At 71.2% G+C, this 13,942-nt stretch carries 16 protein-coding genes; 12 read left to right on the top strand and 4 right to left on the bottom strand.

Annotated elements, in window-relative coordinates:
• Positions 1 to 3: 3 nt before the first annotated feature.
• On the bottom strand, positions 4 to 582 hold the full coding sequence (locus ACFU53_RS41070; protein WP_384004669.1) for a TetR/AcrR family transcriptional regulator: 579 nt from the start codon (positions 580 to 582) through the stop codon (positions 4 to 6).
• Positions 583 to 673: 91 nt separating this feature from the next.
• Here ACFU53_RS41070 and ACFU53_RS41065 point away from each other — a divergent pair, with 91 nt between their 5' ends.
• The gene (locus tag ACFU53_RS41065) at positions 674 to 1,120 is read left to right on the top strand and encodes an anthrone oxygenase family protein (RefSeq protein WP_384004667.1); all 447 of its coding nucleotides are present in this window, start codon (positions 674 to 676) and stop codon (positions 1,118 to 1,120) included.
• Between the two features lie 135 nt (positions 1,121 to 1,255).
• Positions 1,256 to 1,810: a recombinase family protein gene (locus tag ACFU53_RS41060; RefSeq protein WP_384004665.1), complete on the top strand. Its 555-nt coding sequence runs from the start codon at positions 1,256 to 1,258 to the stop codon at positions 1,808 to 1,810.
• Positions 1,811 to 1,815: 5 nt separating this feature from the next.
• Here the strand turns inward: ACFU53_RS41060 and ACFU53_RS41055 are convergent, their stop codons facing one another.
• On the bottom strand, positions 1,816 to 2,472 hold the full coding sequence (locus ACFU53_RS41055) for a TetR/AcrR family transcriptional regulator (RefSeq protein ID WP_384004663.1): 657 nt from the start codon (positions 2,470 to 2,472) through the stop codon (positions 1,816 to 1,818).
• A 76-nt stretch (positions 2,473 to 2,548) separates the two neighbouring features.
• On the opposite strand from ACFU53_RS41055, the gene ACFU53_RS41050 reads away from it, so the two are divergent.
• The 6 genes from ACFU53_RS41050 (at position 2,549) to ACFU53_RS41025 (ending at position 8,391) form a co-directional block, all read left to right on the top strand.
• Positions 2,549 to 3,241: an NAD(P)-dependent oxidoreductase gene (locus tag ACFU53_RS41050; RefSeq protein ID WP_384004661.1), complete on the top strand. Its 693-nt coding sequence runs from the start codon at positions 2,549 to 2,551 to the stop codon at positions 3,239 to 3,241.
• Positions 3,238 to 3,642 (top strand): pyridoxamine 5'-phosphate oxidase family protein, encoded by a 405-nt coding sequence (locus ACFU53_RS41045; protein ID WP_384004659.1) that lies wholly within the window; start codon positions 3,238 to 3,240, stop codon positions 3,640 to 3,642. Before ACFU53_RS41050 ends, ACFU53_RS41045 begins: the two co-directional genes overlap by 4 nt.
• A 33-nt stretch (positions 3,643 to 3,675) precedes the next feature.
• Positions 3,676 to 4,548 carry a haloalkane dehalogenase gene (locus ACFU53_RS41040; protein WP_384004657.1) on the top strand — a complete coding sequence of 291 codons (873 nt, stop codon included), beginning with the start codon at positions 3,676 to 3,678 and terminating at the stop codon, positions 4,546 to 4,548.
• A gap of 15 nt (positions 4,549 to 4,563) precedes the next feature.
• Positions 4,564 to 4,797 carry a hypothetical protein gene (locus ACFU53_RS41035; RefSeq protein WP_384004655.1) on the top strand — a complete coding sequence of 78 codons (234 nt, stop codon included), beginning with the start codon at positions 4,564 to 4,566 and terminating at the stop codon, positions 4,795 to 4,797.
• Between the two features lie 365 nt (positions 4,798 to 5,162).
• Positions 5,163 to 6,260, top strand: coding sequence for a serine hydrolase domain-containing protein (locus ACFU53_RS41030; protein WP_384004674.1), 1,098 nt, complete (start codon positions 5,163 to 5,165; stop codon positions 6,258 to 6,260).
• Between the two features lie 331 nt (positions 6,261 to 6,591).
• Complete coding sequence (locus tag ACFU53_RS41025; RefSeq protein ID WP_384004653.1) at positions 6,592 to 8,391, top strand: sulfatase-like hydrolase/transferase; 1,800 nt, start codon at positions 6,592 to 6,594, stop codon at positions 8,389 to 8,391.
• Positions 8,392 to 8,443: 52 nt separating this feature from the next.
• Here ACFU53_RS41025 and ACFU53_RS41020 read toward each other — a convergent pair whose 3' ends face one another.
• Together ACFU53_RS41020 and ACFU53_RS41015 are read right to left on the bottom strand one after the other, a co-directional pair.
• Positions 8,444 to 9,331: an IclR family transcriptional regulator gene (locus ACFU53_RS41020; RefSeq protein WP_384004651.1), complete on the bottom strand. Its 888-nt coding sequence runs from the start codon at positions 9,329 to 9,331 to the stop codon at positions 8,444 to 8,446.
• A 4-nt stretch (positions 9,332 to 9,335) separates the two neighbouring features.
• Positions 9,336 to 9,761: a MarR family winged helix-turn-helix transcriptional regulator gene (locus ACFU53_RS41015; protein ID WP_384004672.1), complete on the bottom strand. Its 426-nt coding sequence runs from the start codon at positions 9,759 to 9,761 to the stop codon at positions 9,336 to 9,338.
• 240 nt (positions 9,762 to 10,001) lie between these two features.
• Between ACFU53_RS41015 and ACFU53_RS41010 the strand changes: the two genes are divergently transcribed.
• From ACFU53_RS41010 to ACFU53_RS40995, 4 genes are all read left to right on the top strand, one after another.
• Positions 10,002 to 10,919 carry an SDR family NAD(P)-dependent oxidoreductase gene (locus tag ACFU53_RS41010; protein WP_384004649.1) on the top strand — a complete coding sequence of 306 codons (918 nt, stop codon included), beginning with the start codon at positions 10,002 to 10,004 and terminating at the stop codon, positions 10,917 to 10,919.
• A gap of 20 nt (positions 10,920 to 10,939) precedes the next feature.
• Entirely contained in the window at positions 10,940 to 11,818 is an 879-nt protein-coding gene (locus tag ACFU53_RS41005; RefSeq protein ID WP_326585539.1) for an amidohydrolase family protein, read from the top strand.
• A 61-nt stretch (positions 11,819 to 11,879) separates the two neighbouring features.
• Positions 11,880 to 13,385, top strand: a complete 1,506-nt coding sequence (gene menE / locus ACFU53_RS41000; RefSeq protein WP_384004647.1) for an o-succinylbenzoate--CoA ligase — start codon at positions 11,880 to 11,882, stop codon at positions 13,383 to 13,385.
• A 44-nt stretch (positions 13,386 to 13,429) separates the two neighbouring features.
• Complete coding sequence (locus tag ACFU53_RS40995) at positions 13,430 to 13,885, top strand: MaoC family dehydratase (RefSeq protein ID WP_384004645.1); 456 nt, start codon at positions 13,430 to 13,432, stop codon at positions 13,883 to 13,885.
• The last annotated feature ends 57 nt before the right edge of the window (positions 13,886 to 13,942 follow it).

Here is a 13,942-nt window from a genome sequence, read left to right as displayed (position 1 = left end):
GTGTCAGACCATGGCGAGCCGGTCCACCAGCAGATCCACCCTCTGCGCGGCGTCCTCCGGCAGCAGCCGTCCCGCCCGGGTCAGGGTGGCCAGCCCGTGCAGGGACGCCCAGAACACCTCAGTGAACAGCCCCGTGTGGACGCCGTCCCCGGCGACCTCGCCCAGGCTCTCCAGCAGCGCGGCGAAGGCGTCCTTCAGCGGCTCCGGGGTGTCCTCCTGCGCGTACGCCAGGCCACCGTCGAGCTGGAACAAGGCGTCGTAGACCGCCGGGTTGCGTGCAGCGAAGTCGAGGTAGGCGCGGGCCAGGGCGGCGACCCGGGCGCGCGGGCCGTCCGCGGCGGCTGCCGCGGCCCGCACCGCCACGGCCATCTCCGCGGCGCCCTCCAGGGCGACGGCGCCGATGATCTCGCGCTTGCCGCGGAAGTGGCTGTAGAGGACGGGCTGGCTGTACTCGATGCGCTCGGCGAGTCGACGGGTGGTGACCGCGTCCCAGCCCTGCTGCTCGGCGAGTTCGCGGGCCGTCGCCACGATGAGGCGCTCGCGCTCCACCCGTTCGCGCTGCTTGCGTTCCTGTACCGACATGATTCGATCCTATCACCGCTAGACAATCGAGCGGCAGCAGTACTAGCGTTACCTTATCGCCTAGCAACGCTAGATTCCCGAAGGGGTCATCATGCTCGATGCACTTGAGGTCATCACCACCGTGGTCGTCGGCGTGATGGTGGGAGTGGAGTTCTCCGTCGCCTTCGTCATGAACCGGATACTCAACGCACTCCCCGAGGACAGCGGCCAACTCGGCCGTGCTCACGGGGGCCGGATGCTCGGCGCCGTGATGCCGGTCTGGTACATCGGCTCGCTCGTCCTCGTCGCGGTCTGGGCCATCGCCGGATGGCACCATCACGGCACCGGCCTCGTCGTCACCGCCGCCGCGCTGCTGATCCTCAGCGTGATCATGTCGCTTCTGCTGCTCGTCCCGATCAACAACCGGAACAAGACGTGGACCCCTGACAACCGGCCCGCCGACTGGAAGCAGCAGATGAACCGCTGGGAACGCTTCCACTACGTCCGCGTCGCCGTCATCATCGCCGCCTTCGCCCTGCTGGTCGCCGCCCTCACCTGATACCGAAGCCGCCCCGGCAGACGCTGATTCACCCCGTTGTATCGACGGCTTTCGTCCCGTCGGGGTGAGCCCGACAGGGCTTCGGATCACTGACCCCGCGGGCCGACGCCGCGCCTCGAGGCGATCGTCCAGGACGTGCTGCGCACTCGGTGCCTCGAACGCCGACTTGACGCCCTCGGCGAAGCGGGCATCCCCGAGACGCGGATCCACGTCGACAACAATAGCGGAGCCGGCGTCGATCGCCCCGGCCTGACCGACCTGCTCGCCTACGCCCGCCCCGGCGACACCGTGGTGGTGCACACCCTCGACCGGCTCGGCCGCAACCTGCGGGAAGTCCTCAACCTCGTCCACGACCTGAACGGCAAGCAGATCGGCGTGCGCTCGCTGGCCGACCCGCTGCCCATCGACACCGCCCATGAGGGCATGGGCCGCATCGCCTTCCTGCTGCCGGCCCGGTTCGCCGAGATGGAGCGCACCTTCACCGCCGAACGCGCTGCCCACGCCCGCGCCGTCGCAGAAGCAGCTGGCCGCCGCGTCGGCCGCCCCGTAGCCCACCCCTCCGACAAGATCGAGTACGCGCGCCTGCTCAAGGACCAGGGCAGCAGCTACGGGGAGATCAGCACCAAGACCGGCATCCCGAAAACCTCCCTGCACCGCTACCTACAGGGGTGGCCGCACCGGATGTGCTGAGGTGGTCAAGGCCGGACGGCGCCTCCACCGGAGGTCGGCGAGCCCCGACGGCCCGCTCTGCTGGTTGCCGCGGTGCGCGGCCTCGGGGCAAGTGCCGCGCGCAGCGCCGGGGTGAGGATGCGGCGGGTCTCGGACGGGGTGAGGGCGGCGGGGGTGGGGAGGGGGTTGAGGTAGCGGGTGTAGATGAGGCCGCCCAGGATCGTCACCACGGCCGTGGCGCGGGCGGTCGCGTCCTGGCCGCCGAGAAATTCAACAAGCCGGGCCAGCAGCTCGCGTTCCAGGTATTCGCGGATGACCTCGGCAGCCTCGTCGCCCTGGGCGGTGAGCTGTAGGAAGTCGGCGTCCTCCCAGAGGTCCGTCACCGCGTCGATCAGGCGGTCGGGGAGGGTGGCCGGGTCGCCGCCGAGGACGTCGTCCGCCGCCAGCGCATTGGCGCACTGGAACTGCATCACATCCGCGAACAGGCCCTTCTTCGAGCCGAAGTGGTACGCGATCAGCGCCGGGTCGACCCCGGCAGCCCCGGCCACCGCGCGCAGGGTGGTACGTCGGTAGCCGCGCTTCAGGAACAGCGCACGGGCCGCCGAGACGATCGACTCGCGGGTCGGCGGGTTGCCGCGGGGGCGGCCTCGGCTGCGGGCGGGGGCAGGGGCGGCGTTATTCATCAGCGTTGAGCCTGCGTTTCATGATCGGCACAGTCAAGGGCGTTCCGGGAACCACACGAAGGGATGCCCCGACACCATGCGTATCGCAGTCTTCGGCGCCAACGGACCGACCGGCCGCCACCTCACCGACCAGGCCCTCGCGGCCGGCCACGAGGTCGTCGCCGTGACCCGCCGCCCCGGCTCCCTCCCCGCGCGGCCCGGCCTCGCCGTGGCCGTCGCCGACGCCACCGACCCGGCGGCCGTCGACGCCGCGACCGGGGGGACGGACGCCGTCCTCTCCGCATTGGGCGCGCGCTTCAGCAAGGAGACCATCACCACGTACTCGGCGAGCGCCACGGCCATCACCGGGGCCATGGCCCGCCACGGCATCAAGCGGCTGCTCGCCGTCAGCTCCAGCATCGCCGACCCGAACTGGCGTCCCACCGGCGCGCACTTCTTCAACCATGTGCTCGACCCGCTGGTGAACCGACGCCTCGGCCGCACCCTCCACGAGGACATGCGCCGCATGGAGGCCGTGATCCGTCAGACGGACCTCGACTGGACCCTCGTCCGGCCCTCGGGCCTCTTCGAGCACCCCGTCGTCACGGACCACCACACCGCCGAGACGAGCGCTGACGGCGTCTTCACGGCCCGTGCCGACCTCGCCGCGAGCATGCTGCGCGAGCTGGAGGAGCGGCGGTACATCCGTACGGCCATGGGTGTCATCACCACGGCCGTGAAGCCGAACATCGCCAAGCTGATCTGGAACGAGGGCGTGAAGAAGAAGTGAGCCGGGCGACCGTCGAACTCCCGGCCGCCACGCGGGTGTTCCTCACTCGCCCTCACACGGCCACCCTCACCACCCTCCGCCCCGACGGCACCCCGCACGTCACCCCTGTCCACTTCACCTTCGACGCGGCCACCGGCCTGGTCCGGGTGACCACCCGGGCGGGAGCGCGCAAGGCCCGGAACGTGGTGGCGGGCGGCCCGACGGCCCGTGTCGCGCTCTGCCAGGCGGACGGCTTCCGCTGGGTCAGCCTCGAAGGCGGGGCCGCCGTCACCGACGACCCCGCGCGCTCGGCCGAGGCGGTCCGCCGCTACACCGTCCGCTACCGCGCGGCCCCGCCCGCCCCGCTGGACCTGGTCGTCGTCGAGATCGCCGTCGACCGTGTCCTGAGCCTCAACCTCTGAATCCCCGTCCTGAAAGCGAAGTGAAACACCGCCGTGCCCACCCTCCCCGTCCTCGACTCCACCCTCCACTACCGCGAGTCCGGCGACCCCGACGGGCTGCCGTTCGTCTTCCTCCACGGCAACCCCACCTCCTCCCACCTGTGGCGGAACGTCCTGCCGGGTGTGGCCGCGCCCGGCCGCCGCCTTCTGGCCCCCGACCTCATTGGCATGGGCGACTCCGGCAAGCCTGACCTCGCCTACTCCTTCGACGACCACGCCCGCTACCTCGACGCCTGGTTCGACGCCCTGGGCCTTGCCGAGGCCGTCCTCGTCGGCCACGACTGGGGCGGCGCCCTTGCCTTCGACCGCGCCGCCCGTCTCCCGGGCCGCGTCCGCGGTCTTGCCTTCACCGAGACGATCATCAAGCCGCTGGTCGGCGACGAGTTCCCGGCGGCAGGACGGGAGTTGTTCACCCTCCTGCGCACCCCCGGGGTGGGCGAGGAGATGATCCTGGAGAAGTCCATGTTCATCGAAGGGCTCCCGGACACGCTCGCCACCTCGCTCGCCCCTGCCGACCTGGAGGTCTACCGCCGCCCCTTCCCGACCCCGAACAGCCGCCGCCCGGTACTGGCGTGGACGCGCATGATGCCGCTGGACACCGAGCCCGCCGACATCGTGGCCCGCGTCGAGCACTACGACGCCTGGCTGGCCGCCAGCCCCGAAGTCCCCAAGCTGCTCGCCGCGTTCGAGCCGGGCCCGGGCGCGATGACCGGCCAAGGGGCCGTGGCCTGGTGCGAGGAGAACATCGCGGGCCTGGAGGTCTCCCGCCACGGCCTCGCGGGCCACCACTCCCCGGAGGACCGTCCCGAGGAGTTGGCTGCGGCGATCAACGCCTGGGCCGACCGCCACAGTCTGGCGCGCCGGTAGGTGTCCTCGATCACGATGGTGCCGACCGTCCCGGGGCTGGCTGTGCTGCCGCCGACGGGTGTACGCGCCGCGATCGCCGTCACCATCGAACGCCTCAGCGAACGGGAACCCTCGGACGCCGCCTCCGGCCAGCTCCTGGAAGCCCTGCGCGCGGGACGGCAACGACGCCATGCCGAAATGACTGCTCGATCAACTCACGGTCGCGTGCAGGTGACTTCGGACATCAGCGCAGCGGACTCCGAAAGCTGACAGATCGGACCCGGTCCCGGCCCGCGTGTGCCAGAGCGTGCCGACGGCCCGTGCTCACCGGCGCACTGGTCATCGGCTCCGCCCTCGGTGGCCTCGTCGGCCAGGTGGCAGGCGTGCGCGTGGCGGTCTGGGCGGGCGCGATCTGCCTGGCCGGCGCCTTCCTCCCCGTCTTCTGCTCCCCGGTCCGTAAGCTGCGTGAGCTTTCCGGCAGTCACCACGCCACACCACCGGGCAGCGGCGCCATCCGCCACCGGGGCGTGACGCGCGACTCGGACCTCCACGCCGGGATCCGCGACGAAGTCCTTCGCCGGCGCCTCCTGCCTTATTCGATGGATCTGTCGGATGCGACCCGTTACCTTCCCCTCATGGCGATGACTCATGGCACGTGCACGGACAGGTTCGCCCCGGTGCGCGAGGCGCTGGCGGCCTCGCTGGACGGCAAGGACGTGGGGGCCTCGGTCGCCGTGTACGTGGACGGTGAGCCGGAGGTCGACCTCTGGGGCGGGTACGCCGACGCGGACCGCACCACACCGTGGGAGCGGGACACCATCACCCACGTGTGGTCCACCACCAAGACGATGACGGCGCTGTGCGTGCTGATGCTCGCCGACCGGGGCGAACTGGACCTGAACGCGCCGGTGGCGACGTACTGGCCCGAGTTCGCGGCGGCGGGCAAGGAGGACGTACGGGTCAGCCATGTGCTCTCGCACACGGCCGGCCTGCCCCGCTTCGAGGCGCCCACGACGCTGGAGGACCTGTACGACTGGCCGACCGCGACCTCCCGGCTCGCCGCGCAGGCACCGGCCTGGAAGCCCGGTACCGAGGCGGGCTACCACGCGGTCACCCAGGGGTACCTGCTCGGGGAGATCGTCCGCCGGGTCACCGGCCGCAGCCTGGGCGCCTTCCTCGCCGAGGAGGTCACGGGCCCGCTGGGCGCGGACTTCCACATCGGGCTCGCCGCCGAGCACGACCACCGGGTGGCGCCGATCATCCCGCCGCCCTCCTCCCCGCCCCGGGGCGGCCCGCCGCCCAACCCGGCCCTACCGGACGGCACCGCCAACACGACCGCCTGGCGCCGCGCCGAGATCCCGGCCGCGAACGGTCACGGCAACGCCCGTTCGGTCGCCGCCGTGCAGTCGCTGCTGGCCTCCGGCGGAGCGGCCCGTGGCGTGCGGCTGCTGTCGGAGCAGGGATGCGAGCGGGTCCTGGAGGAGCAGTTCGACGGCACGGACAGCGTCCTGCGCGTACCGATGCGCTACGGCATGGGTTACGGCCTGAACGGCGGCCAACTACCCAACCCCCGCACCTGTTTCTGGGGCGGCTGGGGCGGCTCGATCGTCCTGGTCGACCTCGACGCCCGGATGACCGTGGCATACGTGCCGAACCAGATGATCGACGAGGGACTCGGCGACGACCGGGCCTTCATGATCCTCGCGGGCGTCTACGAGGGCCTGGCGGCCTGAACCCGACGCCGTAGCCGTATCGGCGGCACTACAGCATCGGCCGCACCTCCGCATCGGCCATACCTCCGCACCGGCGGAACCACCGCACCGGCCCAGGGAAACTCCCGGGCCGGTGCGAGGCGTGGCACGGGCTTCTGGAAAGATCAACTGTTCTCGGTGGAACCAGAACCCCGCATTCCCCCTCTCTAGGGTCGGGGGGCGCACAGTTGATCACCGCAGCCTCTGCTGACCTGCCGCAACAAGGTGTTCATGCCCTGTGCATGGTTTTGCTCCGAGAGTCCCGTCCACCATCGGATCACGCCCGCCCGCCGATCATCACCCTGGAGTTCGCATGCCCAGCCGTCGCCGTTTTCTCGCCGGGACCGCCGCCGTCGGCGCGACCGGGGCGGCGGCCGGATGTGTCGCGCACGAGGGGCGCAAGGCCGGGGCCCGCGAAGTCGCCGCTCCGGAGGTGAGCCGCCCGTCCGCGCCGGTCGTGCCCGCCGCCCGGACCCCCTCGCAGCGGCTGAACTTCGTGGTCGTCCTCGCCGACGACCTCGGCTACGGCGAACTCGGCTCCTACGGCCAGAAGCTGATCGACACCCCGCGCCTGGACGCCCTGGCCGCCGAGGGACTGCGCTTCACCGACGCCTACGCCGCCGCCCCCGTCTGCGCCCCCTCCCGCTGCTCCTTCCTCACCGGACTGCACAGCGGCCACGCCACCGTCCGCGAGAACCCCTGGGGCCCGGGTGGCCAGGGCGCGCTCACCGAACAGGACTTCACCTTCGCCGAGGCCCTGCGCGCCCTCGGCTACCGCACCGGACTCATCGGCAAATGGGGCTTCGGCCCCGAGCGGCCGAACCAGCCGAGCCACCCCAACGCCCGTGGCTTCGAGCAGTTCTACGGTTATCTGACGCACAAGCACGCCCACGAGTACTACCCGACGTACCTCTGGGACAACGGCAAGAAGCAGGACATCCCCGAGAACCGGGACGGCGCCCGCAAGGTCTACGCTCCCGATCTCATCGAGGACCGGGCGCTCGGCTTCGTCGACGCCCACAAGGACCAGCCGTTCCTGCTGTTCCTCGCCCCGACCGTGCCGCACGCCCCGAGCCTCGCCCCGGAGCTCGGCACGTACGCCGAAGAGCCCTGGACCCGGCCGAACAAGGCCCACGCGGCCCAGGTCACCGGCCTGGACACCCTCGTCGGCAACATCGTGGACCGGCTCAAGGCACACGGCATCGACCGGCACACCGTCGTCCTCGTCACCAGCGACAACGGCCCGCACGAGGAGGGCGGCACCGACCCCGACTTCTTCGACGGCAACGGCCCGCTGCGCGGCTACAAGCGCAACCTGTACGAGGGCGGCATCCGTGTCCCCCTCATCGCCTGGTCCCCGCAGCGTGTCCCGGTCGGCACCACCGACCGGCCCACCCCGCTGATCGACCTGCTGCCGACCCTCGCCGAACTCGCGGGCGCGCCCGCCCCGTCGGACATCGACGGGCTCTCCGTGGCACCGCTGCTGCGTGTCGGCGACATCGAGGCCGCGCGCCACGACCACCTGTACTTCTACCGCAACCACAGCGGTGTCACCCAGCGCGCCGACCAGGTCGACGGGGGCCGAGCCCGGCGGCTGGCCGAGGCGGTGCGGCGCGGTGACCTCAAGGCGGTGCGGTTCGCGCCCGGCCAGAACCGGAAGGCGCCCGACGACCGGTGGGAGGTCGAGCTGTACGACCTCGCCCGGGACCCCGGTGAGCAGCACGACCTCGCGGCGGCGCGGCCCGCCCAGGCCGACGCGCTGGTGGGGCTGATGCGGTCCTCCTGGGTGGACGACTACCGGCGCAAGCCCTACGGCGTCACCCTGCAAGTCGCCCGGAAGAGCGGGAAGTTCCTCGTCACCGCGACCTTCGCCAACGGCTCCGCCCGCCCCTGGACCGCCGCCCGCCTCGCCCTCACCGCGCCGAACAGCTGGCAGGTGCGCAACCTCGGCACGGTCACCACGAACCGCATCCGCCCAGGCGGCCGGTTCGCCACGCGCTGGGAGGTCACCCCGGCCGCGGACACCGACCAGGGCCGGCTCACGGCCCGCGGCACCGCCACACACGCGGGTGTCGCGATGACGTACGCGGCCCAGGCGCCGGCCAAAAAGTAGGCGCCGCAGGACCGGCCGTCGATCAAGAAGTCGACGTCGACGTCGGCGCCGGTCAGGAAGGAGAAATGCCCCGGCCCGGAATCAGTGACCCCCGGCGGGGTTCGTCCGGCTGCCAGCCCAGGGCCCGGGAGATCCCGCGTGCCGCCACTCGTACCGCGGGCGTCAACACCGGTACCTGGGCGCCGACTTGGGGCACCACGACCGACACGGCGGCGACCACGGCCCCGCCCGGACCGCGCACCGGGGCGGCCACCGAGAGCGCGTCCTCGGTGACCTGACGGCTGCTCACCGCCACGCCCGTGCGCCGGACTTCGGCGAGCACGCGCCGCAACCGGAGCGCGTCGGCGATGGTGTACGGCGTGAAGGAGGCCAACGGCCCCTGGCAGTAGGCCTCTTGGGACGATGGGTCGCCGTGGGCGAGAAGGGCCAGGCCCACCCCCGTGGCGTGCAGGGGCCAGCGGCCGCCGACCCGGATGTGGACGCCCACGGCCGAGCGGCCGGAGAGCCATTCGATGTAGACGACCTCGTCGCCGTCGCGCACCGCGAGCTGCACGTTCTCGTGCGTCGCCTCGTACAGGTCCTCCAGGTAGGGCAGCGCGATCTGACGCAGCGCGAGCCCGCGCGGAGCGAGCGCCGCGAGCTCCCAGAGCCTGAGCCCGACGTGGTAGATCCCGGACGCGTCCCGTTCCAGGGCGCCCCACTCGGTGAGCGCGCCCACCAGCCGGTGGGCCGTGGTGAGGGTCAGCCCGGCCCGGCGGCTGATGTCGGTCAGGGAGAGCGCCGGGTGGTCGTGGTCGAAGGCGGCCAGCACGGCGAGGAGCCGGTCGGGGGCGGAGCGTGCGGCTTCCGGGGGCCGGGTCGGCTGTGGTGCGGGCCCCGGCGGCGCGGCCTGCTCGGGTATGGGTCCCGGCGACGGGAGCGCGTCGGTGGTCATCGGCACGGCGTCACCCCAGTCCGGCTTCGGCGACCTTCTGCAGCAGCACATGGAGAGTCTCGCGCTCGGCGGCGTCGAGGGGCTCCAACAGTTCGTTCGTGACGCGCTGTCCGGCCTCGTCGGTGTCGCGCAGGAAGGACCGGCCGTCCTCGGCGAGGACGATGATCCGGCTGCGGCGGTCGTCGGGGGAGGGGCGCCGCTCGGCGAAGCCAAGCTTCTCCAGATCGTCCACCAGGCCGACGATCGCGCTCGGGTCGTAACCGAGCGACGCGCTCAGCTCGCGCTGGAGCGCGCCCGGGGAGGTGGCCAGGAAGCGCAGCAGCGCGTAGTGCCGCAGCCGCAGCCCCGACTCCTGCAGGGACGAGTTGAACAGCTGCCCGGACCGCAGGCCCAGGCGGTACAGCAGATAGCCCGTGTCCGCGTGCAGCCCGCGCATCCACGGCTCGTGCGCGTCGATCGAGGCGGCGTCCTGAGTCTGCTGGCGGGCGATGGCGGGCTCCCTGTTCGAGGCCCCGGGCGAGGGGGCGGCGGGTACGTACCGCCCCAGCATGACGCAACGCCCGGGGAACAACAACTATTGACGTCAACAACTATTGCTCTTAGCTTCGATCTCGTAGCCGCAGTCGGCAGGCGCTCGCAGCGTCGGTCGTCGCACCCCATCCGAAGGGACCCCCTCGTGCCCAGCATCGATCTCACCGGCAAGGTCGCCGTCGTCACGGGCAGTGGCCGTGGCCTCGGCCTCGCCTACGCACAGGCCCTCGCCGCCGCCGGCGCCTCCGTCGTCGTCAACGACATCGACGAGGCCGTGGCCGAGGCGGCCGTGAAGTCCATCACCGAGGCGGGCGGCAACGCCGTGGCCGAGGTCGTCCCGGTCGGTACGACCGAGGCGGCGGACCGCCTGGTGGGCCGCGCGGTGGAGGAGTTCGGGCGGCTCGACATCCTGGTCACCAACGCGGGCATCCTGCGCGACAAGGTGCTCTGGAAGATGTCCGACGACGACTTCGACGCGGTGATCACCACGCACCTCAAGGGCACCTTCACCTGCGCCCGCGCCGCCGCGATCCGTATGCGCGAGCAGGGCGAGGGCGGCTCCCTGATCCTGGTCGGCTCCCCGGCCGGCCAGCGCGGCAACTTCGGCCAGACGAACTACGCCGCCGCCAAGGCGGGCATCGCGGCCTTCGCCCGCACCTGGGCGATGGAGCTGGGCCGGGCGAACATCACCGTCAACGCGATCGTCCCGGTCGCCGCCACCGCGATGACCGAGACCATCCCGGTCTTCGCCCCGTACGTCGAGGCGCTGCGCGAGGGCAAGCCGTTCCCGGACTTCCTGCGCAAGGGCGAGGGCTTCGGCACCCCCGAGGACTGCGCGGCCCTCATCCCGTTCCTCGCCTCCGAGGCGGCGCGCGGTGTCACCGGCCAGGCCATCGGCATCGGCGGCGACAAGGTGGCACTCTGGTCGCATCCGCAGGAGATCAAGACGGCGTACGCGAACGGCGGCTGGACCCCCGAGGCTCTCGCCGACGTCTGGCCGACCTCGCTGGGCGCCGAGCCGCAGACCGTGGGCATCCCCGCCCCGAAGATTCCGGAGGCGTGATGAGCCCCGCAAATCCCGCCATGAACGTGGACGAGCTGGTCGCGATCGACGTCCACACCCACGCGGAGGTGTCGTCGAAGAAGGGCACGTCGTCGCTGGACGACGAGCTGCACGACGCCTCGTCCGCGTACTTCAAGGTCGAGGGCAAGCGCAAGCCGACCCTGGAGGAGACGGCCGCCTACTATCGCGAGCGGAAGATGGCCGCCGTGATCTTCACGGTGGACGCCGAGTCCGCGACCGGCACCGAGCCCGTCCCGAACGAGGAGGTCGCCGAGGCGGCCGCCGCCAACGCGGACGTGCTGATCCCGTTCGCCTCCATCGACCCCTTCCGCGGCAAGGCCGGCGTGAAGCAGGCCCGCCGGCTGGTCGAGGAGTACGGGGTGAAGGGGTTCAAGTTCCACCCCAGCGTCCAGGGCTTCTTCCCCAACGACCGCGCGGTGGCGTACGCCCTGTACGAGGTCATCGAGGAGACGGGCACGATCGCCCTCTTCCACACGGGTCAGACGGGCATCGGCGCGGGCGTCCCCGGCGGCGGTGGCATCCGCCTGAAGTACTCCAACCCGCTGCACGTGGACGACGTGGCCGCCGACTTCCCGCACCTCAAGATCATCCTGGCGCACCCGTCCTTCCCCTGGCAGGACGAGGCGCTCGCGGTGGCCACGCACAAGCCGGGCGTGCACATCGACCTGTCCGGCTGGTCGCCGAAGTACTTCCCGCCGCAGCTCGTGCAGTACGCGAACACCCTGCTCAAGGACAAGGTGCTCTTCGGCTCCGACTACCCCGTCCTCACCCCCGACCGCTGGCTCGCCGACTTCGAGAAGCTGCCGATCAAGGACGAGGTCAAGCCGAAGATCCTGAAGGAGAACGCCGCCCGGCTGCTCGGACTGACGAAGCCATGACGACGCCATGAGGAAGCCGTGAGGGACCACCCCATGTGCAAAGACGGACAGGGGCACAGACATGCGCAATGAGGGACTGGGGTCGTGGCCCGCCCGCCGAGCCCGCAAGACCCCGCAGCGCACCGCGCTGATCCACGGTGACACGAGCATCACCTACGGAGAGCTGTACGAGCGAACCACGCGCCTCGCCCACGCCCTGCGTGCCTCCGGCGTACGCCGTGGCGACCGGATCGCCTACCTGGGGCCCAACCACCCCTCGTACCTGGAGGCGCTGTTCGCCGCCGGCACCCTCGGCGCGGTCTTCGTCCCCCTCAACACCCGCCTCGCGGGCCCCGAGATCGCCTACCAGCTGGCGGACTCCGGGGCCAAGGCGCTGGTGTACGGGCCCGGGTTCACCGGGCTCGTCGCCGGACTGCCGGGCGACGGCACCGACGTGCGTACGTTCGTGGAGACCGGCGCGGAGTACGAGGCGCTGCTCGAGGGGGCCGAGGCCGAGCCGATCGACCAGCCCGTCACCGCGGACGACACCTGCATCATCATGTACACCTCGGGGACGACGGGCCGCCCCAAGGGCGCGATGCTCACGCACGGCAACATCATCTGGAACGCCGTCAACGTGCTCGTCGACCAGGACGTCATCACCGACGAACGCGCTCTGGTATCGGCCCCGTTGTTCCACACGGCCGGGCTGAACATGCTCACCCTGCCCGTGCTGCTCAAGGGCGGCACCTGCGTCCTGGTCGAGGCCTTCGTCCCGGAGGCCACCTTCGACCTGATCGAACGGCACCGGATCACGTTCATGTTCGGTGTGCCGACCATGTTCGACCAGATCGCCCGGCACCCGCGCTGGGCCGACGCCGACCTGTCCTCGCTGCGGATGCTGTCCTGCGGCGGCTCACCGGTGCCGACCCCGCTCATCGCCAGGTTCCAGGAGCGCGGGCTCACCTTCCTCCAGGGCTACGGCATGACGGAGGCGGCCCCCGGCACGCTCTTCCTCGACGCTGAGCACGCCGTGAGCAAGGCCGGTTCGGCGGGCGTGCCGCACTTCTTCAGCGATGTGCGGGTCGTACGGCCGGACATGACCCCGGTCGACGTCGACGAACCCGGCGAGGTCGTGGTCCGCGGACCGCACGTCATGCCCGGCTACTGGGGGCTGCCCGAGGAGACGGCCGCGGTCTTCGCCGACGGCTGGTTCCGCAGCGGGGACGCGGCCCGGGTCGACGAGGACGGCTATGTCTTCATCGTCGACCGCATCAAGGACATGATCATCTCCGGGGGCGAGAACATCTACCCCGCCGAGATCGAGGACCAGCTCCTCGCCCACCCCGATGTCGTCGAGTGCGCGGTCATCGGCGTACCGGACGACAAGTGGGGCGAGGTGCCGCGCGCGGTCGTCGTGCCGCGGGAGGGCTGTGCCCTGGACGCCGACGAGGTGCTGGCCTCGCTGGCCGGGCGGCTCGCCAAGTACAAGATCCCCAAGTCGGTCGTGATGGCCGAGGAGTTGCCGCGGACCGCCTCCGGCAAGCTCCTCAAGGCCCGGGTGCGCAAGCGCTACGGCAATCGCTGAATCATCGGCTGACTCACCGTCAATTCTTTTGGAAAGCAGGGAACATGAGCATCACCGCGAACGGCATCGACGAACTCAAGAAGCTCGCCGGCAGCGACCTCGGCACCAGTGAGTGGATCGAGGTCACCCAGGAGCGCATCGACACGTTCGCCGACGCGACCGGGGACCACCAGTGGATCCACGTCGACCCCGAGAAGGCGGCCGAGGGCCCCTTCGGTGCGCCGATCGCCCACGGCTACCTGACCCTGTCGCTGTTCATTCCGCTGTTCACGGAGTTGCTGGATGTCGAGGGCGTGTCGACGAAGGTCAACTACGGCCTGAACAAGGTGCGTTTTCCCTCGCCGGTGAAGGTGGGCTCGAAGATCCGCCTGGTGGGCAGGCTGGCCTCGGTGGAGGACGTACCGGGCGGCGTGCAGATCACCGTCGACGGCACGATCGAGATCGAGGGCGCCCCCAAGCCGGCGGCCGTGCTGCAGAGCCTGTCCCGGTTCTACGCCTGAGAGCGCCTGGGCGCCGTAGGGTCCTGAAAACGCCGTAGGGCGGAGCACCCCCAGGGG

It is taken from the genome of Streptomyces sp. NPDC057474, assembly GCF_042802555.1.
In the GTDB taxonomy this organism is placed as follows: Bacteria; Actinomycetota; Actinomycetes; order Streptomycetales; family Streptomycetaceae; genus Streptomyces.
Note: the sequence above shows the minus strand (reverse complement) of the source record. Positions and strands in the feature narration are given on the sequence as shown.

What these genes read in the sequence shown, in the direction of transcription:
- ACFU53_RS41025 (WP_384004653.1), top strand. Translation starts at nt 6,592, where the DNA reads ATGCCCAGCCGTCGCCGTTTTCTCGCCGGGACCGCCGCCGTCGGCGCG.
- ACFU53_RS41050 (WP_384004661.1), top strand. Translation starts at nt 2,549, where the DNA reads ATGCGTATCGCAGTCTTCGGCGCCAACGGACCGACCGGCCGCCACCTC.
- ACFU53_RS41015 (WP_384004672.1), bottom strand. Translation starts at nt 9,761, where the DNA reads ATGCGCGGGCTGCACGCGGACACGGGCTATCTGCTGTACCGCCTGGGC.
- ACFU53_RS41035 (WP_384004655.1), top strand. Translation starts at nt 4,564, where the DNA reads ATGGTGCCGACCGTCCCGGGGCTGGCTGTGCTGCCGCCGACGGGTGTA.
- ACFU53_RS41070 (WP_384004669.1), bottom strand. Translation starts at nt 582, where the DNA reads ATGTCGGTACAGGAACGCAAGCAGCGCGAACGGGTGGAGCGCGAGCGC.
- menE (WP_384004647.1), top strand. Translation starts at nt 11,880, where the DNA reads ATGCGCAATGAGGGACTGGGGTCGTGGCCCGCCCGCCGAGCCCGCAAG.
- ACFU53_RS41065 (WP_384004667.1), top strand. Translation starts at nt 674, where the DNA reads ATGCTCGATGCACTTGAGGTCATCACCACCGTGGTCGTCGGCGTGATG.
- ACFU53_RS40995 (WP_384004645.1), top strand. Translation starts at nt 13,430, where the DNA reads ATGAGCATCACCGCGAACGGCATCGACGAACTCAAGAAGCTCGCCGGC.
- ACFU53_RS41030 (WP_384004674.1), top strand. Translation starts at nt 5,163, where the DNA reads ATGGCGATGACTCATGGCACGTGCACGGACAGGTTCGCCCCGGTGCGC.
- ACFU53_RS41055 (WP_384004663.1), bottom strand. Translation starts at nt 2,472, where the DNA reads ATGAATAACGCCGCCCCTGCCCCCGCCCGCAGCCGAGGCCGCCCCCGC.
- ACFU53_RS41005 (WP_326585539.1), top strand. Translation starts at nt 10,940, where the DNA reads ATGAACGTGGACGAGCTGGTCGCGATCGACGTCCACACCCACGCGGAG.